The 21,860-nt window shown below is 66.4% G+C and carries 22 protein-coding genes; 2 read left to right on the top strand and 20 right to left on the bottom strand.

Going from position 1 to position 21,860, the window contains the following annotated elements:
- Positions 1-3: 3 nt before the first annotated feature.
- The 7 genes from QW845_RS13635 to QW845_RS13605 all read right to left on the bottom strand — a co-directional run bounded on the left by QW845_RS13635 (position 4) and on the right by QW845_RS13605 (position 8,060).
- A complete protein-coding gene (locus QW845_RS13635) occupies positions 4-1,716 on the bottom strand; it encodes a thiamine pyrophosphate-binding protein (protein WP_315802084.1) in 1,713 nt (570 codons plus the stop codon).
- 28 nt (positions 1,717-1,744) lie between these two features.
- Positions 1,745-2,683 carry an AEC family transporter gene (locus tag QW845_RS13630; protein ID WP_315802083.1) on the bottom strand — a complete coding sequence of 313 codons (939 nt, stop codon included), beginning with the start codon at positions 2,681-2,683 and terminating at the stop codon, positions 1,745-1,747.
- 42 nt (positions 2,684-2,725) lie between these two features.
- Positions 2,726-4,276: an AMP-binding protein gene (locus QW845_RS13625; RefSeq protein ID WP_315802082.1), complete on the bottom strand. Its 1,551-nt coding sequence runs from the start codon at positions 4,274-4,276 to the stop codon at positions 2,726-2,728.
- Between the two features lie 81 nt (positions 4,277-4,357).
- A complete protein-coding gene (locus QW845_RS13620) occupies positions 4,358-4,990 on the bottom strand; it encodes a hypothetical protein (protein WP_315802081.1) in 633 nt (210 codons plus the stop codon).
- Complete coding sequence (locus QW845_RS13615) at positions 4,987-5,517, bottom strand: c-type cytochrome (RefSeq protein ID WP_315802080.1); 531 nt, start codon at positions 5,515-5,517, stop codon at positions 4,987-4,989. Before QW845_RS13615 ends, QW845_RS13620 begins: the two co-directional genes overlap by 4 nt.
- Positions 5,518-5,583: 66 nt before the next feature.
- A complete protein-coding gene (locus tag QW845_RS13610) occupies positions 5,584-7,362 on the bottom strand; it encodes a PQQ-dependent dehydrogenase, methanol/ethanol family (RefSeq protein WP_315802079.1) in 1,779 nt (592 codons plus the stop codon).
- Between the two features lie 89 nt (positions 7,363-7,451).
- Complete coding sequence (locus QW845_RS13605) at positions 7,452-8,060, bottom strand: copper chaperone PCu(A)C (protein ID WP_315802078.1); 609 nt, start codon at positions 8,058-8,060, stop codon at positions 7,452-7,454.
- A 54-nt stretch (positions 8,061-8,114) separates the two neighbouring features.
- Between QW845_RS13605 and QW845_RS13600 the strand changes: the two genes are divergently transcribed.
- Together QW845_RS13600 and QW845_RS13595 are read left to right on the top strand one after the other, a co-directional pair.
- The gene (locus QW845_RS13600; RefSeq protein ID WP_315802077.1) at positions 8,115-8,828 is read left to right on the top strand and encodes a GntR family transcriptional regulator; all 714 of its coding nucleotides are present in this window, start codon (positions 8,115-8,117) and stop codon (positions 8,826-8,828) included.
- A gap of 100 nt (positions 8,829-8,928) precedes the next feature.
- Positions 8,929-9,615, top strand: a complete 687-nt coding sequence (locus QW845_RS13595) for a GntR family transcriptional regulator (RefSeq protein WP_315802076.1) — start codon at positions 8,929-8,931, stop codon at positions 9,613-9,615.
- A 136-nt stretch (positions 9,616-9,751) separates the two neighbouring features.
- Here the strand turns inward: QW845_RS13595 and QW845_RS13590 are convergent, their stop codons facing one another.
- The 13 genes from QW845_RS13590 to QW845_RS13530 are packed head-to-tail and all read right to left on the bottom strand — an operon-like array spanning position 9,752 to position 21,641.
- Positions 9,752-11,119, bottom strand: a complete 1,368-nt coding sequence (locus QW845_RS13590) for a sensor histidine kinase (protein WP_315802075.1) — start codon at positions 11,117-11,119, stop codon at positions 9,752-9,754.
- Positions 11,094-12,551, bottom strand: coding sequence for a sigma-54 dependent transcriptional regulator (locus QW845_RS13585; RefSeq protein WP_315802074.1), 1,458 nt, complete (start codon positions 12,549-12,551; stop codon positions 11,094-11,096). Before QW845_RS13585 ends, QW845_RS13590 begins: the two co-directional genes overlap by 26 nt.
- Positions 12,552-12,559: 8 nt before the next feature.
- Positions 12,560-13,600: a hydrogenase expression/formation protein HypE gene (gene hypE, locus QW845_RS13580; protein ID WP_315802073.1), complete on the bottom strand. Its 1,041-nt coding sequence runs from the start codon at positions 13,598-13,600 to the stop codon at positions 12,560-12,562.
- Positions 13,597-14,724: a hydrogenase formation protein HypD gene (gene hypD, locus QW845_RS13575; protein ID WP_315802072.1), complete on the bottom strand. Its 1,128-nt coding sequence runs from the start codon at positions 14,722-14,724 to the stop codon at positions 13,597-13,599. Before hypD ends, hypE begins: the two co-directional genes overlap by 4 nt.
- Complete coding sequence (locus QW845_RS13570) at positions 14,721-14,957, bottom strand: HypC/HybG/HupF family hydrogenase formation chaperone (protein ID WP_315802071.1); 237 nt, start codon at positions 14,955-14,957, stop codon at positions 14,721-14,723. Before QW845_RS13570 ends, hypD begins: the two co-directional genes overlap by 4 nt.
- A complete protein-coding gene (hypF, locus tag QW845_RS13565) occupies positions 14,957-17,221 on the bottom strand; it encodes a carbamoyltransferase HypF (protein ID WP_315802070.1) in 2,265 nt (754 codons plus the stop codon). Before hypF ends, QW845_RS13570 begins: the two co-directional genes overlap by 1 nt.
- The gene (gene hypB / locus QW845_RS13560; protein WP_315802069.1) at positions 17,218-18,183 is read right to left on the bottom strand and encodes a hydrogenase nickel incorporation protein HypB; all 966 of its coding nucleotides are present in this window, start codon (positions 18,181-18,183) and stop codon (positions 17,218-17,220) included. The genes hypF and hypB overlap by 4 nt, the downstream gene beginning before the upstream one ends.
- The gene (hypA, locus tag QW845_RS13555) at positions 18,183-18,524 is read right to left on the bottom strand and encodes a hydrogenase maturation nickel metallochaperone HypA (protein WP_315802068.1); all 342 of its coding nucleotides are present in this window, start codon (positions 18,522-18,524) and stop codon (positions 18,183-18,185) included. The genes hypB and hypA overlap by 1 nt, the downstream gene beginning before the upstream one ends.
- On the bottom strand, positions 18,517-19,623 hold the full coding sequence (locus QW845_RS13550; protein ID WP_315802067.1) for a nickel-dependent hydrogenase large subunit: 1,107 nt from the start codon (positions 19,621-19,623) through the stop codon (positions 18,517-18,519). The genes hypA and QW845_RS13550 overlap by 8 nt, the downstream gene beginning before the upstream one ends.
- Positions 19,620-20,129, bottom strand: coding sequence for a [NiFe]-hydrogenase assembly chaperone HybE (hybE, locus tag QW845_RS13545; protein WP_315802066.1), 510 nt, complete (start codon positions 20,127-20,129; stop codon positions 19,620-19,622). The genes QW845_RS13550 and hybE overlap by 4 nt, the downstream gene beginning before the upstream one ends.
- Positions 20,126-20,338 carry a rubredoxin gene (locus QW845_RS13540; protein ID WP_315736715.1) on the bottom strand — a complete coding sequence of 71 codons (213 nt, stop codon included), beginning with the start codon at positions 20,336-20,338 and terminating at the stop codon, positions 20,126-20,128. Before QW845_RS13540 ends, hybE begins: the two co-directional genes overlap by 4 nt.
- Entirely contained in the window at positions 20,335-21,198 is an 864-nt protein-coding gene (locus QW845_RS13535; protein WP_315802065.1) for a hydrogenase expression/formation protein, read from the bottom strand. Before QW845_RS13535 ends, QW845_RS13540 begins: the two co-directional genes overlap by 4 nt.
- Complete coding sequence (locus QW845_RS13530; protein WP_315802064.1) at positions 21,195-21,641, bottom strand: hydrogenase accessory protein; 447 nt, start codon at positions 21,639-21,641, stop codon at positions 21,195-21,197. The genes QW845_RS13535 and QW845_RS13530 overlap by 4 nt, the downstream gene beginning before the upstream one ends.
- Positions 21,642-21,860: the final 219 nt, after the last annotated feature.

Genomic DNA, 21,860 nt, shown 5'->3' with positions numbered 1-21,860 from the left:
GCCTCACACGCCGCGCCACTTGCGCTCCGCCTCGTCCCACGCTGCCAGCGGCTGCAGATCCGGCACCCATGCGAGCCCGGTCTTGGCATCCGACGACACCGCTTCCGGCGTCACCACCACATCGAGCAGCGCCGGGCGATTCGCGAGCGCGCGCTGGATGGCGGGGCCGAGCTGCTCCGCGGTCTCGACGCGCTCGGCATGCATGCCGAAGGCGCGCGCCATCGCGGCGTGATCGGCGAATTGCAGCCTGGTGCCGACCACCTTGCCATGGGTCACGGTCTGGTCGTGCACCTCGATCTGCCAGGCGCCGTTGTTGGCGACGACGATCAGCACCGGCGCCTTGTGGCGCACGGCCGTGTCGACCTCGATCGCGTTGAAGCCGAAGGCGCCGTCGCCGGTCGCGACCACCACGGGCTTGTCGGGAAAGGCGAGGCTCGCGGCGATGCCATAGGGCACGCCGATGCCGATGCAGCCGAACGGGCCGGGATCGAGCATCAGCGGCGCGCTCAGGCCGACGCGGGCGAACGAGAGAAAGTCGCCGCCGTCGGTGATGACCACGGCATCATTGCCGATCGCCTCCTGCAGGGCCGACAGCACGCGGTTCGGATGCAGCCGCCCGTCGCTGCCGGCCGGCGCTGTCGCCATGCTCTGGCGCAGCTTGGCCGCGCGCTCCTGATGCGCGGAGCGGAGCTTGCCGGCCCATTGCTTGTCGACAGCCGACTCGCGATTGCCCGCCAGCGCAACCATTGCCCGGAGAGTTTCCGCAGGTGATGCGAGGATTTCGGCTGCGCCGCGGCGATTGTCGCGCAGCTCGCTCGCGGTGTCGCTGATGCGGACGAATTTGGCGTCCTTGAACACGGCCGGCGAGCCGTAGGCGAGCTGGAAGTCGAGCCGGCGGCCGACCGTCAGCACCACGTCGGCATCGCCCATGACAGCGCCGCGCATCGCGCCGACCACCGAGGGGTGATCGTCGGGCACGAGCCCCCTGCTCTCGCCGGTGTCGAGATAGACGGCGCCGAGCCGGTCGAGCAGCGCGATCAGCTCAGGGCCGGCGCCGCGCGCGCCGCGGCCGGAGATGACGAGCACGCGCCGTGCCGACCACAACAGCTCGACCGCCTTCTCGACCTCGGCCGCATCCGGCCGCGGCGCCGCCCGCGGCTTCGGCGCGAGATGCTCCTCCAGTTGCAGCGCCTTGGGCACGATGCCGCGCAAGGTGTCGACCGGGAAATCGATGAACGCAGGTCCTGGCTCGCCGCCGTCGCCGAACGCGCGCGCGATCGCCTCGTCGAGCTCCTGCAGCACCAGCGACGGCTCGCGCACGGTGCGCGCGTAGCGCGTGATCGAACGCACGAGCTGGGTGTGGTCCATGTCCTGCAGGCCGCCGCGGTTCTCCTGCGGACGCGGGTTGCCGCCCGAGATCACCAGCACCGGCGCGCGCGAGACGTGGGCGTTGGCGATGCCCGTGATCGCGTTGGTCATGCCGGGCCCGGCCGTGACCAGGGCGACGCCGAGATCACCAGTCAGCTCCGCATGCGCCTGCGCCATATGCACGGCCGCGCGCTCGTCGCGCACGTCGATGATGCGGATGCCCTCGGCATCGAGCCGCATCCAGATCGGCATGATGTGGCCGCCGCACAGCGCGAACACGCGGGCAACGCCGCGGCGCTTGAGCAGGCGGGCGATCAGGTCGGCGGCACTGTCGGGGGAGATCTTCATCGGACCACTCCAGCGAACGAAGTTGCGATCAGCCCGGCGCGAGCCAGGCCACGAGCAGCGAGACGGTGAGGACGGCGAAGATGTGCGAGACGAGGATCGAGCCCGACGTGACACCCGCCTCGAGCCCATACAGTTTGGCGATCGTGAACGGCCCCGAGCCGATCGGCAACGCGCTGAGGATGACGGCCGAATGCGACCAGAGAGGCGGCATCGAAAAGACGTGGAAGGCGAGCAGCGCGGTCACCGCGGGCTGCATCAGCAGCTTCAGCGACACCAGGATCGCGATTGATGTCGCATCGTGCGTGACGACGCGCTCCTGCGCCAGGAACAGGCCGATGCAGACCAGAGCGGCCGGCGAGGCCGCGCCGCCGAGCAGGCTGGTGAAGCTCATGAACGGCGCCGGCAATGCGAAGCCGCTGAGGCCGACCGCGAGTCCGGCGACGGGCGCGATGAACAACGGACTTGTCAGCAGCGAACGCGCCACCTTGGCGATCGTTGCGCCCAAGGTGGCGCCCTTCTGCAGATCCATCTCGACGACGACGATCGCGAACAGGAACAGCACGCAGGCCGTGAACAGGGTCGCGATGATCGAGGCCGGCGCACTGTCCGGGCCGAACACCAGGAGGCACATCGGAATGCCCATGAAGCCAACATTGCTGTAACCGGCATCGAGCCCCTCGATGCTGGCATTGGCGGCGCGGCGGCCGCGCAGGCGGCTGATCACGAAGCCGGTCGTGAAGGTCGCGGCGATGCCGCCGCAGAACGCGCCGATGAAGCCGAACTGGCTGACCTGCTCGACGCCGATCTTGGACATCGCGGTGAAGATCAGCGCAGGCAGCGCCAGGTACACGGCGAAACGATTCAGATTGTCGGTCGCGGTGCGGTCGAACACATTGAACCAGCCGCACAGGAACCCCGTGAGGATCAACGCGAAGATGGGAAGAGCGGAATTGAGGACAGCCTGCATCGCAGCTACATATCAGACGCGCCGCGCATTGCAGCGACCAACTCACGAAAATCTCTTCTTCAGCTCGCGATGCAGGATCTTGCCGGTGGCGTTGCGCGGCATCTCGGCGTCGGTGATGAAAGCATAGGACCGCGGCCGCTTGAAACCGGCCAGACGCTCCTTGGCCCAATCGACCAGCTCGTGCTCCTTCACCGTCACGCCGTCGCGCGGCACGATCACGGCGTGGACGCGCTCGCCCCATTTGTCGTCGGGCAGGCCGATCACGGCGATGTCCTTGACGGCCGGATGGGCCCCGACCTGCGCTTCGACCTCGGAGGGATAGATGTTCTCGCCGCCGGAGATGATCATGTTGCTCTTGCGGTCGGCGAGATGGATATAGCCGTCGGCATCGCGGCGGGCCATGTCGCCGACTGAGCAATAGTCGCCGCGGAACGCCTCCGCGGTCTTCTCCGGCAGGCGCCAGTAGCAGTCGAACGTGTGCGCGTTGCTCGAATAGAGCTCACCCGCCTCGCCGTCCGGCACCTCGTGGCCTGCCTCGTCGAGGATGCGGATCGGCGCGGCGCCGACGCATTCGCGCCCGACCGAACCCAGCTTGGTGAACTGCTCGTGCGGATGCAGCATGGTGACCCAGCCGGTCTCGGTCGCGCCGTAGAGCTCGTAGAGGCCGGACTTCGGAAACATCTCCATCACTTCGCGCTTGGTCTCCGGGCGCGCCGGCGCCGAGGAGATCATCAGCTTGGTGACCGCGCTGAAGTCGTGCTCCGCGCGCAACCCTCGCGGCAGATCGAGCATCATGATGTAGTGCGTGGGGACCAGCGAGGTGAAGGTGGAGCCGCCATCGGCGAGCGTCGTCACCGCGTGCTCGGGATCGAAGCTCTTGCGCGAATAGATCGAGTTGACGCCGCCGATATAGCCGAACGCGCCGAAGAAGTTCAGCGAATTGGCATGGCACATCGGCATCACCAGCAGCGCGCCGTCGTTGCGGCTCAGCTTCAGCTCGATCTCCGTGACCATCGACAGGAGGACGGCGCTGCGATGGCTGCGCAGCACGCCCTTGGGCTTGCCGGTGGTGCCCGAGGTGTACATCAGGGTCCAGGGATCGGACAGTGCGACCTGCTGATCGGGCTCGCGGTCCGCAGCCGCGGCGATGATGTCCTCGTAATCGCGATAGCCTGCCGGAGGCGGCTTGGTGCCGAAATGGATGAAGCGGTCGTCGGCGATGCCGAGATCCTTGCGCGCCTCCTCGACCAGGCCCACGAGTTCGTCCTGCACGATGACGGCGGTCGCTTCGGCATTCTGCACGATGAACTGCATCTCGGGCGCGGTGAGGCGGAAATTGATCGGCAGCGCCACCAGCCCGGCTTTGGCCGTGGCCGCATAGATCTCGCACCATTCGACACAATTGTAGGCAAGGATCGCAACGCGATCGCCCTTGGCAAGGCCGAGCCCGAGCAGCGCATTTGCGAGCCGGCACGCGCGCTCGTTCCACAGCGCAAAGCTCATCGCACGTTCGAGATCGCGGGCACCGGTGCGCTGCGGCGACATGCGCGCATGGGCCGACAGCATCTGCCCGAAATTCAAGAGATCCCTCATCGTCGTTTCCTCCCGGCAGCCGGGTTCACGACGCCGACTGGCGCGCGCCTCCAGCAGAGCGCGATGAAGATCGGCGGCGGACTAGTTGATATCCTTGGTGATCCGCACCAGCGTCTGATCGACGAAGCTCTTGATGTCCTGGTCCGGCTTGCGGAACAGCTCGCGCTCGACCGTCAGCGTCCGGCCGGGCACCGTCTTCTTGCAGACCTCGCGCAGGAACACGCCCCCGACCGGCTGCTCGCCTGCTGTCGGCTGCTGCTCCTTGCACTCCCAGCCCTCGGCGCCATAGCGCGACTTCACCTGGTTGCCGAGCAGGAAGGCCTTCTTGCGAATATAGAGCCGTGCCTTCGGATCGGTCTCGATCGTCAGGCCGGTGACGGCGCCCTTGTCGTCGACCAGGACCGTCAGCAGCACGGGATGACCGGCCACCTTGGTGCCGTCCTGGCTGGTCTCCGGATCGAAATCGAAGCGCACCGCGTGCCGCGCCTGCGCGTCCGCTGGACAGTCGCGCCACGCCGACCACGCATTGAGCTTGCGATTCGGATCCTTGGCGCAAGTCAGATTGACATAGCCCTCATTGGGCAGGTCGCCGACGGGCATGCCGACGGTGATGTCGCGCAAATCGTAGTTCGGTACGGCCTGCGCCGAGGCCGCATGCATCACAAACGACAGCACGAACGTGGCGAAGATCGCAGCGCAGGTTGACCGCTTCATTTCGATGGCTCGCTTGCAGGCTTGGCGGCATTCGTCTTGTAGATGTCGCAGACCCGCGACGTGTTCCCGAAGAACGCAGTACACTCGTCGTAGTTCGGCTCGCCGCGGCCCTTGATGTGCGCGAGCACGTAATCCGCGACCGCCTGGATATCGTTGGGCCGCAGAAACACGCCGCCCTCGGGCGGCATGCGCTCGCCGACATCCTGGCGGCTCATGTCGTAGCACTTCGCCGTGTCATAGGAGTCGCGCGCAAAGTACGGCATGCCCGTCCCGGGCCGGCCGCAGGTCACGGTCTCGATGATCTGGTCACGGGTGAGCTGCGTCTTGCGCAGCGACAGCGCGTCGCCGCCATAGCCGCCACCGCCATTGCCATGCCATTTGTGGCAGCCGACGCAGTTCGCGCGCTTGAACACGGCCTTGCCGGCCTCGGTCGGATCCGTCGGCGCCGCGGACTGCGCCGACGCGAGCGAAGCAGAACCGAGGACGAGAGCCGACGCCACAGCGAGCGTGATCGCACTGAATTTCATCTGATCTTCTTGTCGAACAGGGGATAGGGGCGGAGCGGAGGACATGCCTCCGCTCCGCTGTCGACTTCACAGCGAGAAGACGTAGAGCATCGAGCCGGGCTGGATCTTCTTCAGCTCGGGCGTGGATTCGATGAACCACTTGTCCCAGGCGCCGCCGAGACCAACCAGGATCGCGACGTATTGCTTGCCGTCGACCGAGAACGTCACGGGAGGCGCATTGACGCCGCCGCCGGTGTTGAACTCCCACAGCTTCTGCAGGGTCTTGGCATCGAGCGCCATCACCTCGCCCGAGGGCTGGCCGGTGAAGACGAGATCAGGCGTCGACAGCATGCCGCCGAGATTCGGGAACGGCGTCTCCATCTTGCCGGCGATCTTGCCGGTGGTGACGTCGATCGCGGTCACGCTGCCCGTGATCTTGAATGGCTGGCTCGGTCCGCCGCCGGTCCAGAACTCACGCGGCTTCAGCTTGTCCTTGGTCGCTTCTTCCACGGTGATCCGGTTGCAGCTCTCGATGACAGGGATGTACCAGAGCTTCAGGTCCGGATTGTACGAGGTCGGCGGCCAGTTCTTGCCGCCCATGTTGCCCGGGCAGATGTCCGCGACCTTGTTCTCACGATGCGGCGACACCGACGCATTGTAGCGCTGCACCGGGTTCTTCGGATCATACTCGATCGGCTTGCCGGTCTCGGCATCGAGCCCCTTGGTCCAGGTGACCTTCTTGACGAAGGGCAGACCCCAAATGAACTTGCCGCTGGTGCGGTCGATCGCATAGGCAAAGCCGTTGCGGTCGGCCTCGAGCGCGAGCTTCAGGGTGGAGCCGTTCGGCGCGGGCACATCGACCAGGACGTTCTCGGCGACGCTGTCATAGTCGAAGGGATCGTTCGGCGTGTGCTGATAGTGCCACTTGATCTTGCCGGTGTTCGCGTCGAGCGCCAGCGAGCTGTCGGTGTAGAGGTTGTCGCCGGGACGATAGGCGTTGTCCCAGTCCGGGCCGGGATTGCCGACGCCCCAGATGATGGTGTCGGTCGCCGGATCATAGGTGCCCGTGACCCAGGTCGAACCGCCGCCGGCCGCCGCCGCGTCGTTGCTGTCCTTCCAGGTCTCGCTGCCGGGCTCGCCCTTGGCCGGAATGGTGTGGGTGCGCCAGACCTCCTTCTGCGTGGTGAGGTCGGTCGCCGCGATCCATCCGCGGATGCCGTATTCGGCGCCGGCGACGCCCGAGATCGCCATGTTCTTCACGATCAGCGGCGCGCCGGTGATCACCTCGCCCTTGTCGGGATCGGCGACCTGACGCTGCCAGGCAACCTGCCCGGTTTCCTTGTTGGTCGCGATCAGGCGGCCGTCGAGCGTGTGCGACACGACGAGGTCGCCCCACAGCGCGACACCGCGATTGTCGACGCCGCAGCAGGCGATCGCGCCGGCCCAGTCGTGATCCGTCTTCGGATCCATCTTCCAGACCATCTGGCCTTTGCCACCGCGCGCATCGATCTTGTACACCGAGCCCCAGCCGTCGGTGACATAGATCATGCCGTTCTCGACGATCGGCGTGCCTTCGAGACCGCCGTGGCTCCAGATGCCGCCGCCCTCGACGCCGCCGAGATGCATGGTCCAGGCGACCTTCAGGTTCTTGACGTTGTCCTTGTTGATCTCCTTCAGCGCCGAGAACCGCGTGCCCGAGTAGTTCTTATGATGGTGGAGCCAGTTGCCGGCCTCCTTGTCGGCGTTGAGCAGCCGCTCGGGGGTCATCTCGTCGGCGGCCTGCGCCGGCGATGCAAGCTGGAAACAGGCGAAGGCTGCGCTGGCCAGCAGCACCGCCCGCAAGGTTGACCTGACGTTTATCCTCATCGTTTCCTTCTCCCATTATTGATTATGAGTTGGAGCGAATACCGCTCCGCCGAGCCCGAAGGCGGAGAGCAGCAGGCGACAAACACGCTTCAAGGAGACTTGCGAACCTCGACCTCCGTTTCGATGGATCCTGCTTTCTGGAACACGATCGTGCAGGTGAAGCGCCTCCCTGGCTCGAGCGGCTCCCGCGTCTGCAGCAGCATGACGTGATAGGCGGTCGGCAGCAGCACCAGCGTGCTGCCTGCAGCGATGGGAATGTTGGGAATGGAGCGCATCGCCGGAGCGCCTTCGCCGCGATCGACGGTGTGCCGCTCAGAGAAATTGGCGACCGGACAGCGCACGCGCATCAAGGCTTCCGGCGCGGTCGTGTCGTTCTTGATCGTGATCAGCAGCGGGATGTCGCGCCCCACCTCGGGCGCCGCCGGCACCCAGGCATCGGACAAGGTCAACCCTTCTCCGGCCGCGGCGAGCGCAGGCGTCATCGCGCCGAACGACGTAACCGACGCCACCAGCAATGCGCGCGACACCGCCGACATCAGACCGGCGCGCACGCTGCCCTCCGGGCGCACGGACCAGACCTGACCGCACTCCCGACTGGTCGGATCTTCCGACAACGGAGTCCCTCCCCTGTTTGGCCGCTTTTTAACTTGCCTTAGTGCGGCGCCTTTTCTGAATTCGTACTCTGAATTCGAATGCATCGCAAATCGATTTTCGGACTTGACATGCTAATGTCCGGCAAAATGTGATGGCCCATGCGAATCGTGCCCGCCGCTCCCTCTCTGGTCGACCAGGTCGTCGAGGCGATCACTGACGAGATCGTCAGTGGCGTTCTCACGCCGGGCTCGCGGCTGATCCAAGATGATCTGGCTCAGGCTTACGGGGTGTCGCGCCAGCCGGTTCAGCAGGCGCTGATCCTGTTGCGCGGCTGCGGGCTGGTGCAGAGCGCGCCGGGCCGCGGCCTGATCGTGGCGCCGCTGGACCCCGCCTTCGTCCGGGATCTCTATGAGATGCGCGCCGTTCTCGAAGGCCTCGCGGCGCGGCTGGCCGCCGAGCGCGCGAGCGAGCGTGCCGCGCGCGAAGGCCCGGCCTACATCGCGGCCGGCCACGAGGCGGTGAAGAGCGGGCTCGTCAACCGCAAGATCGAGACCGACATCGCCTTCCATCAATTCCTCGCCGACCTCTCCGGCAACGCGCTGATCGGCGAGACGATGGCGCCGCATTGGCCATGCCTGAAGCGGGTGATGTCCGACGTGCTGCAGAAGGAGCAGAGCATGTCCCGGATGGTCTGGGACGAGCACGAGGACATTCTTGCAGCCGTGATCGAGGGCCGCAGCGCCGAGGCCGAACGGCTGAGCCGCGAGCACATTTCGCGCGCGGCCAGTGTGTTCATCCATCACCTCAAAATCCAGCAGGACAGCAACTCCAAGCAGCGGCGGACGCTCGCCGCGCGGAAACTCTCGGTATGACCCCATTCAGACCGACCTCGTCCGCCATGCGAGCGCCGGGCTCCGGGACGGCAGTCTCACATGCGCGACCGGACATCACACCTGATCCCGTGGAGGCCGTGTGCCACCGCTGAAGACACAGCCGAGCCTGACCGAACGCGTCTACGAGCGCATTCTCTCCGACATCGTCGGCGGCGAGCTGCCGGAATCCGCCCGCCTCATCCAGGACGATCTCGCCCGCGACCTCGGCGTCTCGCGCCAGCCGGTGCAGCAGGCCCTGCTGCTGCTGCGCAATCAGGGGTTCGTCCGCGACGCGCCGGGCCGCGGCCTGGAAGTCGCGCCGATCGACACGGACTTCATCCGCAACCTCTATGAAATACGCGCCGTCGCCGAGGGCCTCGCCTGCCGGCTCGCGGCGACGCGCGGCGCCGAGCGCGCGGCCGAGGAGGGCCCCAAGCTGATCGAGCAGGGCCGGCGCGCCGAGCGCGAGCATTCGGTCGAGAAGCTGATCGAGGCCGACGTCAGGTTTCATGAATTCCTCTACGAGATCTCCGGCAACTCCGTCATCCAGGACACCACGCTGCCGCATTGGCTGCATCTGAGGCGCCTGATGGGCGAGGTGCTGATGCGCGACGAGACCCCGCGGCGGATCTGGGACCAGCACGAGGACATCCTGCGGGCGGTGATCGCGGGCGATGCGCAGACAGCCGAGGATCTTGCCCGGCAGCACATCACGCGGACCGCCACGGTGCTGCTGGCGCGGCTGTCGAAGCAGCGCGAGCCCGTGCCGGTCGCGACGGCGTCCTGATCACGTCGGACTTGGCCTTTGCCGGCGACGTCCGGCAACCCCGCGTCAGGAATCCCGGCATCGCCTCGGACGTTCAAGGGAGATGAGGACGCTCAGCATCCCATGTCGGCGTCGGCGGCAGCCCCTGCGCGCATCGTCAAGCCGCCGGCAAGGTGAAAGAGAACGTGGCGCCGCCCTGCGGCTCGTTGCTGGCCAGCAGTTCGCCGCCGTGCTCGCGAACGATGCCGTAGCTGATCCACAGCCCGAGCCCCGTCCCCTCCCCGACGCGCTTGGTCGTGAAGAACGGCTCGAAGATGTGGGTCAGATGATCCTTGTCGATGCCGGGGCCGTTGTCGGTGATGCGAAAGGCGATCTCGCTGCCCTGGCGCGCCACCGCGACCAGAAGGCGCGGCAGGTCGGTCGATCGCATCGCGTCGATCGCGTTCTCCACGAGGTTGACGATCACCTGATGCAGCTGGCCTTCGTTGCCGGAGATCCACAGATCCGGCTCGACCTCGATCTGAATGTCGACACGATGCTGCTTGGTGCGCCCCGCCCACAGCACGGCGGTATTGATCAGTCGCTCGATGTTGACGCGCTCGACCTCGCCGAGCTTCGAGAACGACAGGCGGCGCAGGTTCTTGACGATCTCGCTGATGCGCACCGCGCCTTCCAGCGTGCCATCGATCAGCGGGCCAAAATCCTCCAGGATGGCATCGATCCTGAGATCTTTGCGAAGCGCAGCGACATCATCCGCGACCGGCTGCTCGTGGATGGCATCGAGATAGCCGACCAGCGAGGTGCGGTAGCGCATCAGGGTGTGGATGTTGCCGTAGACGAAGCTGATCGGATTGTTCAGCTCGTGGGCCACGCCGGCGACGAGGCGGCCGAGGCTCGCCATCTTCTCCTGCTCGACCAATTGCCGCTGCGCCCGCTGCAGCTCCTGATGCGCCTTGTGCAGGGCCTCATAGGCGCGGCGCAGCTCGCCGATCGGGCGCCCCGTCAGCACCACGCCGATGAAGCGGCCGCGGTGATCATGCCGCGGCGAGCTGTTGATCGCGAACAGGTCGGAGCTGACGCCGGCGGCCGCGGCAAAGCGCAATTCACCGTCGACCACATCGGCGCTGCTGCGCGGCGTCAGCAGCGCGGCGAGCTTGGGCCGATGATCGGGATCGATCATCTCGGCGATGTTGCGACCTGCGATGTCGGCCAAAGCCCGTCCCGATGTCTGCAGAAAGGCGGAGTTGGCCTGCTGTACCGTGCCCCTGGCGTCACAGACGACCAGGATGTCGGAGACGGACTCGATGACGTTGGTGACGAACGCCTGGGCTTCCTCGAGCTCGGCGTTCTTGTGCTCGAGATCGACCTCGTAGCGCAGCAGGTCGGAATAGACCTCGTCCATCTTGCGGATCACTTCGATCCACACGCCTTCGCGCTCGCTGTCGAGTTCGAGCGTGCTGCTGCTCGCGATCAGCTTGAGCAGCGTGTCAGCCCCGGACTCAGGAGAGTGAGTGGCCTTTGCCATGCTTCTTCAGATCGTATCTCGACAGTTTGTTCCGGAGCCCCACCCGGGACAGGCCGAGCTCGCTGGCGACGCGACTGATGTTACCATCATATTTCTCCAGACAGTGAACGATGATGGTCTTTTCGAGATCCTCGACCTTGTCCTTCAGGCTCCCGGAACCATTGAGCTTGCCATTGGCGATCGCGGGCGCGGCGCGGCGGCCGCCGCGCCGGCCGGCAAACGGCGGACAGCGCAGTTCGTCGGCATCGGCCAGCACGGCCATGCGCTGGATCTCGTTCTGCAACTCGCGAACGTTGCCGGGCCAGTGATAGCGGGAGAATTCCTCCAGCGCCGCCGGTGCGAACCGCAGATACGGCCGGTTGAACGATGTCTTCACCGCCGATAGCACGCCCTCGGCGATCAGCGGAATGTCCATCGGCCGTTCGCGCAAGGACGGCATGTGCACCGGAAACGCGGCGAGCCGGTAGTACAGATCGCGCCGGAAGCGGCCCGCCTCGACTTCGGCCTCGAGATCCCGGTTGGTCGCGGCGACCACGCGCACATCGACCTGGCGCACGCGCTGCGCGCCGAGCGGCCGGATCTCGCTCTCCTGCAGCACGCGCAGCAGCTTGACCTGAAAGGCGGGGGATGTCTCGCCGATCTCGTCGAGAAAGATGGTGCCGCCGTCGGCGACCTCGAACAGGCCGATGCGGTCCTGATAGGCGCCGGTGAACGCGCCCTTCTTGCAGCCGAACAGCTCGCTTTCGAGCAGCTCATCCGGCAGCGCGCCGCAATTCTCGACCACGAAGGCCTTGGTGGCGCGCGCAGAGCCATAATGAATCGCACGTGCGAGCAGCTCCTTGCCGGTGCCGGATTCGCCGGTGATCAAGACCGAGATGTCGTAGTCGGCAGCGCGCCGGCCGAGCTCGATCACGTTGCGCATCGGGCTCGCGGCCGAATGCACGATGCGGTCGAAATCATAGAGCTGTTTGGCGGCGCCGCGCTTGACCGACACGACCTTCTTGATATGGGCCGGCGTGGCCTTCACGTCGACGCCGGCGGTCTCCGTCTCCTTCTGCAGCCGGTAGAGCTGCACGGCCTCGCGGACGATCTCGATCAGGCGGTCCGGCTGCCAGGGCTTCGTGATATACTGATAGATGCCGGCCTCGTTGAGGCCGGCGATGATGTCCTCGGAATCCGAATAGCCCGAGATGATCATCCTGACAGGGTCGGGCCACATCTCGCGCACGCGCTTCAGGAAGCTGACGCCGGATTCCTGCGGCATGCGCTGGTCGCAGATCACCGCATGCACGATCTCGCCTTCGAGCAGCTTCTCGGCATCGTTGGTGTTGCCCGCACACAAGACCTCGAAATCCTGGTTGAGGACGCGCCGCAGCGCCTCCTGTGACCGGACCTCGTCGTCCACGACCAGTATCGTTCCCTGGATGCCCATCGCGCGTCTCAGCAGATCCGCGGCAGCTGCTCGCCCGACAGCCAGTCGACGATGCGGCCGCCGCCGAAGCTCGTCGCCATCTGGACGAAGCGATGATCATCGGCCACAGCTTCGCCGATCTCAGCCGCATCGCGGCCGAGCGGATGCGCCCTCATGGCGGCGAGAACGGCGCCGGCCAGCTCAGGCGCGACGATCGCGACCAGCTTGCCCTCATTGGCGACGTGGAGTGGATCGAGCCCGAGCAGCTCGCAGGCGGCCGCGACCGCCGGCTTCACCGGAATCGCTTCCTCCTGCAGACGGAAGCCCAGATTCGACTGCTGGGCGATCTCGTTCATCGTGGCCGCAACCCCGCCGCGCGTGGGATCGCGCATCAGCCGGATGCCGGCGCCGCCGGCTGCGACCATGTCGGCGACGAGACCGTGCAGCGAGGCCGAGTCGGAGACGATCTCGGTGTCGAAGGTGAGGTTCTGCCGCCGCGACATGATCGCCACGCCGTGGTCGCCGAGGCTGCCGGACAGCAGCACGCGGTCACCGGGCCTGGCCTTGTCGGCAGAGAGATCGAGGCCTTGCGGCAGCACGCCGACACCGGCCGTCGAAATGAACACGCCATCCGCCTTGCCGCGCTCGACCACCTTGGTATCGCCGGTGATGATCGCGATGCCGGCCTCGCGCGCCGCCTCGCCCATCGCATCGGCGATCCGCTTCAGGTCGGAAAACGGAAACCCCTCCTCGATGATGAAGCTGGCCGACAGATACAGCGGCCTGGCGCCGGCCATGGCGATGTCGTTGACCGTGCCGTGCACCGCGAGCGAGCCGATATTGCCGCCGGGGAAGAACAGCGGCGAGACGACATAGCCGTCGGTCGTCATCACCATGCGGCCGGCCGCGACGTCGAACGCCGACTGGTCGTTGCCGCGCGCCAGCCATTCGTTGCCGAACGCCTCGTGGAACAGGCCGGCAATCAGTTGCGCCATCGCGCGGCCGCCGGCGCCGTGCGAGAGGTCGATGCAGCCGCTCTTGATGTCGAGCCGGCGCTGGTGAATGCTCATGATGCGAGCCTCCGCTGATGGTCGCGGAAGCGGCCATAGGTCCAATGCGCCGCGCAGGCGCCTTCCGACGACACCATGCAGGAGCCGATCGGCGTCTCCGGCGTGCAGGCGGTGCCGAACAGCTTGCAGTCCACCGGCTTCTTCAGGCCACGCAAAATGGCCGGACATTCGCAGGCCGGATTGTCGGCGACGACCAGTTCGGACATCGCGAAGCGCAGCTCGGCGTCGAGATGCGCGAAGGCGGGCCGCAATTTCAATGCGCTCGCCGGAATGCTGCCGAGGCCACGCCATTCGAACTGGTCGCGCAGCTCGAAGATCTCGGCGACCTCTTGAATGGCGCGCCGGTTGCCGCTGCCGGTGACCGCGCGGCGATACTGGTTCTCGACTTCGTGACGGCCGTCATTGACCTGCTCGATCAGCATCAGGATCGCCTGCATCATGTCGAGCGGCTCGAAGCCCGCGATCACGACCGGCTTGCCGTCATTGCGCGCGAACGGCGCATAGGGCTCGGTGCCGATCACGGTCGAGACATGCGCCGGCCCGACGAAGCCGTCGATCTCGATCGGCGTGTCGCTGTCGAGGATCGCGCGCATCGCCGGCGGCGTCAGCACGTGGTTGCAGAACACGGTGAAGTTCGACAGCTGCTTCTTCTCGGCGGCCCGGATCATCACGGCGGTCGGCGGCGTCGTCGTCTCGAAGCCGATGGCGAAGAACACCACCTCGCGACCAGGATTCTGCTCGGCCAGCGCGATCGCATCCAGCGTCGAGTATACCATGCGGATGTCGGCGCCGCGCGCTTTCGCCTTGAGCAGCGAGGACCCGCGCGAGCCCGGCACGCGCATCAGGTCGCCATAGACGCAGAGGATGACCTCGGGGCGTTCGGCGAGCGCGATCGCCATGTCGATGCGCCCGGCCGGCAGCACGCAGACCGGACATCCCGGGCCGTGGATCATGCGCACATTGTCCGGCAACATGTCCTCGAGGCCATAGCGCGCGATCGCATGGGTATGGCCGCCGCAGAACTCCATGAAGCGATAGGCGCGCGCCGGATCGGCCTTGGCGCGGATGGCGCGCGCAAGCCCGGTCGCCAGTTCCTTGTCGCGAAACTCGTCGGCATATTTCATGGTCTGACCTCCGCCACAACCTCGCCCATCTGCCGGAGCAGGTCGAGCGTCTCGCGCGCCTCCTCCGGATCGATCCTGGCCAGCGCATGGCCGACATGAAGAATGACGTAGTCGCCGACGGCGATCTCCTCGATCAGCGCGATCGAGACCTCCTTGCTGACGCCGTCGATCGAGACGATCGCCATGTCGTCAGGCAAGAGCTTGATCACCTCGGCAGGAATGGCCAGGCACATCAGACGGTCCCTCCAGACACCATATTGTTTTGCGTGAGATGCAGACCCGCCACCCAGGCCTGCCCGAGGCTGAGGCCGCCATCATTGGGCGGCAGCCGGCGCGGCAGCAGCGGGTCGAGGCCCGCGGAACGGCAGCCGCGCACGATCTGTTCGGCCAGATGCGCATTGAGGAAGCAGCCGCCGCTCAGCACGATCGTGCCGATGCCGGTCGCGCGCGATGCTCTCACGGTCCAGTCGACGCAGGCCGCGGCCAAGGTGCCGTGAAGCAGCTCCGCCGCCGCGACGGCGTCGAGATCTCGCGCGATCAGATGCGCGAGCAGCGGCCGCAGCGACAGCACGCCATCGGCAATGGTCCAGCCGCGCTCCAGCGTCGCCGGTTCCCGCACCAGCGCCTCCAGCTTCATCGCCGCCTCGCCTTCGTAGCTCTGCACCGTGTTGACACCGAGCAGGCCGGCCACGGCATCGAACAACCGGCCGGCACTGCTGGTGACCGCGGCATCGGCACGATCCAGCAGCATCGGCATGTTTCGCGCCTGCGGCTGGGTCGCAAAACGCCACCCGATTTCGTCACCGCGACCAATATCGTGCAGCACGGAAGCCGCCATCCGCCACGGCTCCCGTGCGGCCCGGTCGCCGCCCGGCATCTTCAAGGGAGCGAGATGGCCGAGGCGCTGGAAGCCCGCTCCGTCGCACGACAGCAACTCACCGCCCCAGGCGCCGCCATCGCTGCCATAGCCATAGCCATCCAGCACCAGCGCGAGGGCGGGGCTGGTCACGCCATGCTCGGCCATGACCGAGGCCGCATGCGCATGGTGATGCTGCACCGGCAGCGTCGGCAGACCGTGTGCCAGCGCGAACCGCGTCGACGCCATGTCCGGGTGCAGGTCATGCGCGATCGCGACCGGCTCGACGTCCAGGATGGAGGTGAGATGCGCGATCGTCTCCTCGAAGAAGCGGATCGCAGCCCCGGTGTCGAGATCGCCGAGATGCTGCGACACGAATGCCTCGTCGCCGCGCGTCACCGTCACCGTCGCCTTCAGCTGAGCGCCGACCGCGAGCACCGGCGGCATGGCGCGCGCGAGCCGGATCGGCTCCGGAACATAGCCGCGCGCGCGCCTGACGAAGCGGGGAACGCCGGCCACGACAGCAAGCACGGAATCGTCGGCGCGGATGACGATGTCGCGATCGTGGGTGACGATCAGATCCGCAATGTCGGCGAGGTCCGCGCGCGCCTCGTCATTGTCGGTCAGCAGCGGCTCGCCACTTGGATTGGCGCTGGTGCAGACCACCGCCCATGGTCCATCAGCGGCCGGCCGGCGCGCCTCCAGCGCATGGAAGATCAGATGATGCAGCGGTGCGAGCGGCAGCAACACGCCGATCTTCGAAAGGCCCGGTGCGACCGAGGACGCGACACGTTGGCGCGAGCGCAGCAGCACGATCGGTCGCGCCACCTGCTCCAGCAGCGCGCGCGCAGGCGCATCAATCTCGGCAATCTCGGTTGCAGCGTCGACGGTAGCGAGCATCACGGCGAACGGCTTGCCATCGCGCTGCTTGCGCGCGCGCAGCCGCTGGACGGCCTGCTCATCCCGGGCGTCGCACAGCAGCTGATAGCCGCCGAGACCCTTGATGGCGACGATCCTGCCATCGGCGAGCGCGGCCGCGATATCATCGATGCCATGGCTGAGCCGCGGCCCGCAACGCGGGCACGATATCGCCTCGGCATGAAAGCGGCGCCCGGCGGGATCTTCGTAATCGGAGCGGCACGCCTCGCACATCGGAAAGCGCTTCATCGAAGTGGACGCGCGATCGTAGGGCAGGCGCTCGGCGATGGTGAAGCGCGGGCCGCAATGGGTGCAGTTGACGAAGGGATAGAGATGGAAGCGGCTATTGCGATCGAACAGCTCGGCCAGGCACGCGTCACAGGTGGCGGCGTCGGGCACGATCCGCGTCGTGACGCGCCCGCCCGTGCTCTGGGCGATCCGGAAGCCCGTGCTGCAATCGGCCACGATCGGCTCGATAGCGATGTCGTCGATGCGGGCCAGCGGCGGCGCCTGCCGCGGCAGCGCCGCGACGAAGTCAGCGACCTCGTCGCCCTCGACCTCGATCAGCACGCCATCAGCGTCATTGGCGACGAAGCCGCCGAGCCGATGGCGCGTGGCCAGGCCGTGGACATAGGGACGAAAGCCGACGCCCTGCACGGCGCCGCGGACGCGGAGCCTGAGGCGCGCATGGTTCGCCGCCGATGTCCGGCCGGGCGTGCTCATCCCCGCACCGCGTTCGCTGCGCTCGCCCGCATCCGCTCAGACTGCTTCCTGATCCAGGCGTAGAACGCAGAAAGGCCCTCGCCTGTCTTCGCGGAGATCGTCAGCACCTCGATCTTCGGATTGACGCGGCGGGCATATTCGATCGTCTGCGCAAGATCGAAATCGAGCACCGGCGCCAGATCGATCTTGTTGATCAGCATCAGCGATGATGCCGCGAACATGTCGGGATATTTGAGCGGCTTGTCTTCGCCCTCGGTGGTCGAGAACACGACGATCTTGCAAGCTTCGCCGAGATCGAAGGCGGCCGGACAGACGAGGTTGCCGACATTCTCGATGAACAGCAGCCCGCCGCGCAATGACGGCAGCCGGCCAAAGGCTTCGCCGACCATGGCCGCGTCGAGATGACAGCCCTTGCCGGTGTTGATCTGGATCGCCGGCACGCCGGTGGCGCGGATGCGCTCGGCATCGTTGGAGGTCTGCTGGTCGCCCTCGATCACCGCGACGGGCCGGCTCTGCTTGAGATCGGAGACGGCGCGCACCAGCAGCGAGGTCTTGCCGGCGCCTGGGCTGGAGACGAAATTGAATGCCAGCACGTCATGCGCGGCGAAGCGCGCGCGGTTTTCTGCCGCGAGCCGGTTGTTCTTGCCGAGAATGTCGCGTTCGATCTGGATGATGCGCCCGCTGGAGAGACCGGCAACCTCCTGTCCGGCCGGATTGGCCGAACAGTCGACGTGGTCGGCAGCATGATCATGATGATGATCATGCTGCCGACCGTGATCATGATGGTGATCATCGTGATGGTGACCATGCTCGTGATCATGATGGCCGTAATGGTGATGATGTCCGGACTGATCATGGCTGTGATCATGTCCATGAGCATGATGATGCTCGCCGTGATCGTGATCATGATCACCGGTCTCGATGGAGGACTTGCCGTCACTGCAGCCACACACCGTGCACATTACTCGACCTCCAGCTCCTTGACCCGCATGTCCTCACCGCCCGTGACCTGCAGCTGATGACTGCCGCAGACCGGACAGGGCTGATAGCGTTGGCTGATCTCGACGCTGCGCGAGCAGCCCAGGCACCATGCCGTGCCCGGCTGTTCGATGATCTCGAGCGCTGCCCCCTGCAACAGGGTCTTCGCGGTCACCGCCTCGAAACAGAATCGCAGCGCCTCCGGCGCGACATGGCTGAGCGCACCGATCTCCAACCATACGGTCTTCACCGTGGAGAAGGCGCCCTTGCGTGCCTCCTGCTCGACGATCTCGACGATGCCTTCGCACAGCGCCATTTCATGCATCGGCCATCCCCCGGAACGCCAGGTGATAGCCGACGCAGGGATCGAACGATCCGACCATCGTATGGACGGCGTGGCGATCGACGGTGCCGCGCAGCGCAACTCCCGTGAGGCTCCTCACGACAGGACCGCGCGGGTGAAAGTTCCATTCCGTCGGCGCCAGATACTCGAAACGCGAGACCGTGCCGTGCGCATCCAGCTCGATCGCGTGATGCAGCCGGCCGCGCGCGCATTCGACCGCGGCGGCGCCGCGCCGCGGGCCAAGCCCGTAGCTTGCGACGGCATGCGGGTCGGCCGCGGCGGCCTCCGCCTCACCCGCCTCGATCAAGCGGAGCAGCTCGGCAATCTCAGCGATCTTGGCTGAGAGGCGTTCGACGGGGCCGGCTGATGCCAACTGATGGCGCTCCGCATAGCGGGCCCAGACTCCGGTCTCCGGAACGCGGCCGTCAAGTTCGGGAGCCTCAGCAAAGGCAGATCCCACGTCGATCAATCGCGTGACGATGGCGCCATCATCGGCGGCCGACAGGATGTCGTGCTCGGCCGGCATGTGGCTCCATCCTCCATCATCGGCGGCCTTCCGGGCCGCGTCCATCATCGATGCAAGCGGAGTTCCCGGCAGAACCGGCTCCGCTGGCCAGCCTATGCCCAGAGCCACCATGCCCATCTTGATTTGAGACAAGGTTGCAGCGCGAGATTGCTGCGGGGCATCAGCGTCGGAAGGCGTCTGCAGCGAGGCGATCGCCTGCAACAGCCGTTGCACCGGCTGCGCGACACTGCGATTGTCCGCCATTGAAGCAATCAGCAGACCGCGCATGAGTTCGGCGAAGCGTTCCGCCAGCACGGCCTGGATCCGACGATGGCGCGTCGACGGCGCAGCCTGCTCGCCGCGGGCCGCCTCCAGCGCCGAGAGCAGCGCGACCTGGTGTGCACCGGCGCACAGCGAGAACAGCCGCGGCAGGGCCGCAAGCAGCATCTCGGCCGGCTTGCCGGCGAACAGCCGTTCCAGCGGCGGCCGCGTGCGCGGCTGAATGTCGACGCCGACGATCAGCTGATCAGCGACCGACAGCGTGACGTCGATGCGGTTGCGGAACGTGAGGGTCATGCGCGGCCCTCGGAAAGGGTCCCACGCAGGAACGCCCGGCGATCGATCGTGCTCGACGCCTTCGCAGCGCGTTCGGACGACAGGTCATCCTCCGGCGCCGTCATCAGCGCGGCCAGAGCGGCCTCAGCCGCCGCACGCGCCGCGGCCATGTCCGCGAACTCGAACATCGGCGAGAACAGCGAGCAGCTCGCGATCCGCCCGATCCCGGCGATATCGCCGATCGTGAACTCGAACGAGCCGGCCGGAAGCACGATCTTGACGACGGATCCCGCGGAGCCCTGGGCGGCCGGAGTGACCACGTTCATGAACCACGGCGTGACGACGATGCCGAGGATGCGGCCCTCGACAACCGAAAATCCAATCGCCTCGACGTCGAGCGCGTCGTGATAGATCGGCAGATCGCGCATCGCACGCGCGCCGATCTCGCGATAGAAGCCGGCGAGACGCTCGCCCCACGCGACCGGCGTGACGTCAGACGTGCCCTGCCCGGCCGCCTCAGCGCTCATGGCTCGACCACCATGAACTTGGCTTTCGGCGCATCGCAGTTCGGGCAATGCCAGTCGTCCGGCAGCGCCGCGAACGGCGTCCCCGGCGGAATCTGCGCGACGCCGTCACCTTCGGCCGGATCGTAGCGCGTCCAGCAGATGCCGCACTCCAGCAACACGTCATCAGCGAGATCGCTGCGGACACCGAAATTCTCGAAGCCGCCGCTCATGTGAAATAGGCCTCGATGATCTGGGTCAGGCGCTCGGCCGAATCCTCGAAATCCTCAGCCGCGGCGAGCGCGACCACCGGCACGCCGCCGACTTCGAGGGTGTCGAGAATGATCGTATCCATGGCGTTGAAGAACTGCACCGACCAGACATGGCGGATGCCGGTCGCGAGCACGCGGCAGGTGCCGTAGCCGCGCGACATCAACTGGATCGGGCCGTTGCCGAGCGTCTGCTGCAGGAAACTCATGTCGGCCGGGCTCATCGGCAGCAGCGTGAAGTTGATGGTCTGCGAGCGCTGGCCCGGTCGCCAGGACAGCGCGCGCTCGCGGATCTCGGCGAGCACCGGCAGCGCGTTCATCGTGCCCTCGGGCACAGGGCCGATCACGATGTCACCCGCGGTCAGATCGGCGGCGGCGCGCGACACGATCTCCGGCACGGCGCCGACCTCGATGTAGTCGTGGCGCTCATCCGCTTCCAGCCGCACCCGCCAGATGCCGGCGAGCACCGATTCCTGGATTTGAGCCAGCGTCCCGTCGGGAAGAGCCACGACGCCCGCGACCTCGCCCTCGCCCAGCACGTCGTCGATCAGCCGCCGCTCGAGATCGTTGAGGCCTTCGAGACGGAATAATTGCGTCGGTGCGCCGGCAGTCTGCGCCGCGATGGCGGATGCAATCGTCGACAGCAATTCGACCGCGCGCGGGCAGCTCCGCGCCAGCGCCTCCGAGTCGAGCGAGGCCAGCTTGGCCAGCGCTCCGGAAGCGGTCAGCCCCTTGTGGGAGGTATCGAGCGCCTCTTCGCCGATCGGAAAGATGTTGACCGGCTCCTCGGCTCCTTCAGGCGCGATCCAGAATCCCGGCTTCATCGCTCGACTCCCGCAGGCTGATGGACTGGGACGATGCTGGCGACGACCGCTGCCGTCGCGCCCTGCGGCCGGTCGATCAGCCGCGAGATGCGGTCGACATAGACAGACCAGTCCTGGATCTTGGCGATCAGGCCAAGCGTCTCCGCGCCGCGGCACAGGATCAGGCTCGGCTGCACGCGCACGCCAAATCGCGCCCCGAGCTCGGCCTCCGCGTCGCGCGCGATGATCGCGCCACGCAGCCGGCCCTGAAACGCCGTGATCAGCTCCGGCAGCACGATGGCCACGTCCAGCGCCTCCGGAAATCGCGCGGGATCCCCGGCCGACAGCAGCACGGCGACGAGCCCGGCACAATCAGCCTCGGCGAGAAAGGCATCGACGGCGCCGGTATCGACCTCCGGCAACCCGCCTCGCGCGCGCGCGGGGTCACGCTGCTGCATTTCCATCGGTGTTTCTCCCTGACCAGTTATCGTTGCCATATTCCCCATGATCAGCAATCGACGTGCCAGACACCCACGCGGGGCCGGTAGCATCCAAGACATTGAAACATATTCGATTTTTATTGCAACTAAGGATTGCGCAAGAAATCGGAAAGGTGCTTTCCAGAGAAAGCCTGCAAACTTACTTCATCTATGGAAATTTTGTTATCAGCAATCCGGCGCTGC

The sequence above is a fragment of the Bradyrhizobium sp. SZCCHNS3002 genome, from assembly GCF_032377435.1.
Lineage (GTDB): Bacteria > Pseudomonadota > Alphaproteobacteria > Rhizobiales > Xanthobacteraceae > Bradyrhizobium.
Note: the sequence above shows the minus strand (reverse complement) of the source record. Positions and strands in the feature narration are given on the sequence as shown.

Coding starts and splice junctions, on each gene's coding strand:
- QW845_RS13530 (WP_315802064.1), bottom strand. CDS start 21,641: ATGGAAATGCAGCAGCGTGACCCCGCGCGCGCGCGAGGCGGGTTGCCG.
- QW845_RS13535 (WP_315802065.1), bottom strand. CDS start 21,198: ATGAAGCCGGGATTCTGGATCGCGCCTGAAGGAGCCGAGGAGCCGGTC.
- QW845_RS13635 (WP_315802084.1), bottom strand. CDS start 1,716: ATGAAGATCTCCCCCGACAGTGCCGCCGACCTGATCGCCCGCCTGCTC.
- QW845_RS13590 (WP_315802075.1), bottom strand. CDS start 11,119: ATGGCAAAGGCCACTCACTCTCCTGAGTCCGGGGCTGACACGCTGCTC.
- QW845_RS13610 (WP_315802079.1), bottom strand. CDS start 7,362: ATGAGGATAAACGTCAGGTCAACCTTGCGGGCGGTGCTGCTGGCCAGC.
- QW845_RS13570 (WP_315802071.1), bottom strand. CDS start 14,957: ATGTGCCTGGCCATTCCTGCCGAGGTGATCAAGCTCTTGCCTGACGAC.
- hypD (WP_315802072.1), bottom strand. CDS start 14,724: ATGAAATATGCCGACGAGTTTCGCGACAAGGAACTGGCGACCGGGCTT.
- QW845_RS13625 (WP_315802082.1), bottom strand. CDS start 4,276: ATGAGGGATCTCTTGAATTTCGGGCAGATGCTGTCGGCCCATGCGCGC.
- QW845_RS13605 (WP_315802078.1), bottom strand. CDS start 8,060: ATGCATTCGAATTCAGAGTACGAATTCAGAAAAGGCGCCGCACTAAGG.
- hypB (WP_315802069.1), bottom strand. CDS start 18,183: ATGTGCACGGTGTGTGGCTGCAGTGACGGCAAGTCCTCCATCGAGACC.
- QW845_RS13600 (WP_315802077.1), top strand. CDS start 8,115: ATGCGAATCGTGCCCGCCGCTCCCTCTCTGGTCGACCAGGTCGTCGAG.
- hypA (WP_315802068.1), bottom strand. CDS start 18,524: ATGCATGAAATGGCGCTGTGCGAAGGCATCGTCGAGATCGTCGAGCAG.
- QW845_RS13585 (WP_315802074.1), bottom strand. CDS start 12,551: ATGGGCATCCAGGGAACGATACTGGTCGTGGACGACGAGGTCCGGTCA.
- hypF (WP_315802070.1), bottom strand. CDS start 17,221: ATGAGCACGCCCGGCCGGACATCGGCGGCGAACCATGCGCGCCTCAGG.
- QW845_RS13620 (WP_315802081.1), bottom strand. CDS start 4,990: ATGAAGCGGTCAACCTGCGCTGCGATCTTCGCCACGTTCGTGCTGTCG.
- QW845_RS13550 (WP_315802067.1), bottom strand. CDS start 19,623: ATGACCCTCACGTTCCGCAACCGCATCGACGTCACGCTGTCGGTCGCT.
- hypE (WP_315802073.1), bottom strand. CDS start 13,600: ATGAGCATTCACCAGCGCCGGCTCGACATCAAGAGCGGCTGCATCGAC.
- QW845_RS13630 (WP_315802083.1), bottom strand. CDS start 2,683: ATGCAGGCTGTCCTCAATTCCGCTCTTCCCATCTTCGCGTTGATCCTC.
- hybE (WP_315802066.1), bottom strand. CDS start 20,129: ATGAGCGCTGAGGCGGCCGGGCAGGGCACGTCTGACGTCACGCCGGTC.
- QW845_RS13615 (WP_315802080.1), bottom strand. CDS start 5,517: ATGAAATTCAGTGCGATCACGCTCGCTGTGGCGTCGGCTCTCGTCCTC.
- QW845_RS13540 (WP_315736715.1), bottom strand. CDS start 20,338: ATGAGCGGCGGCTTCGAGAATTTCGGTGTCCGCAGCGATCTCGCTGAT.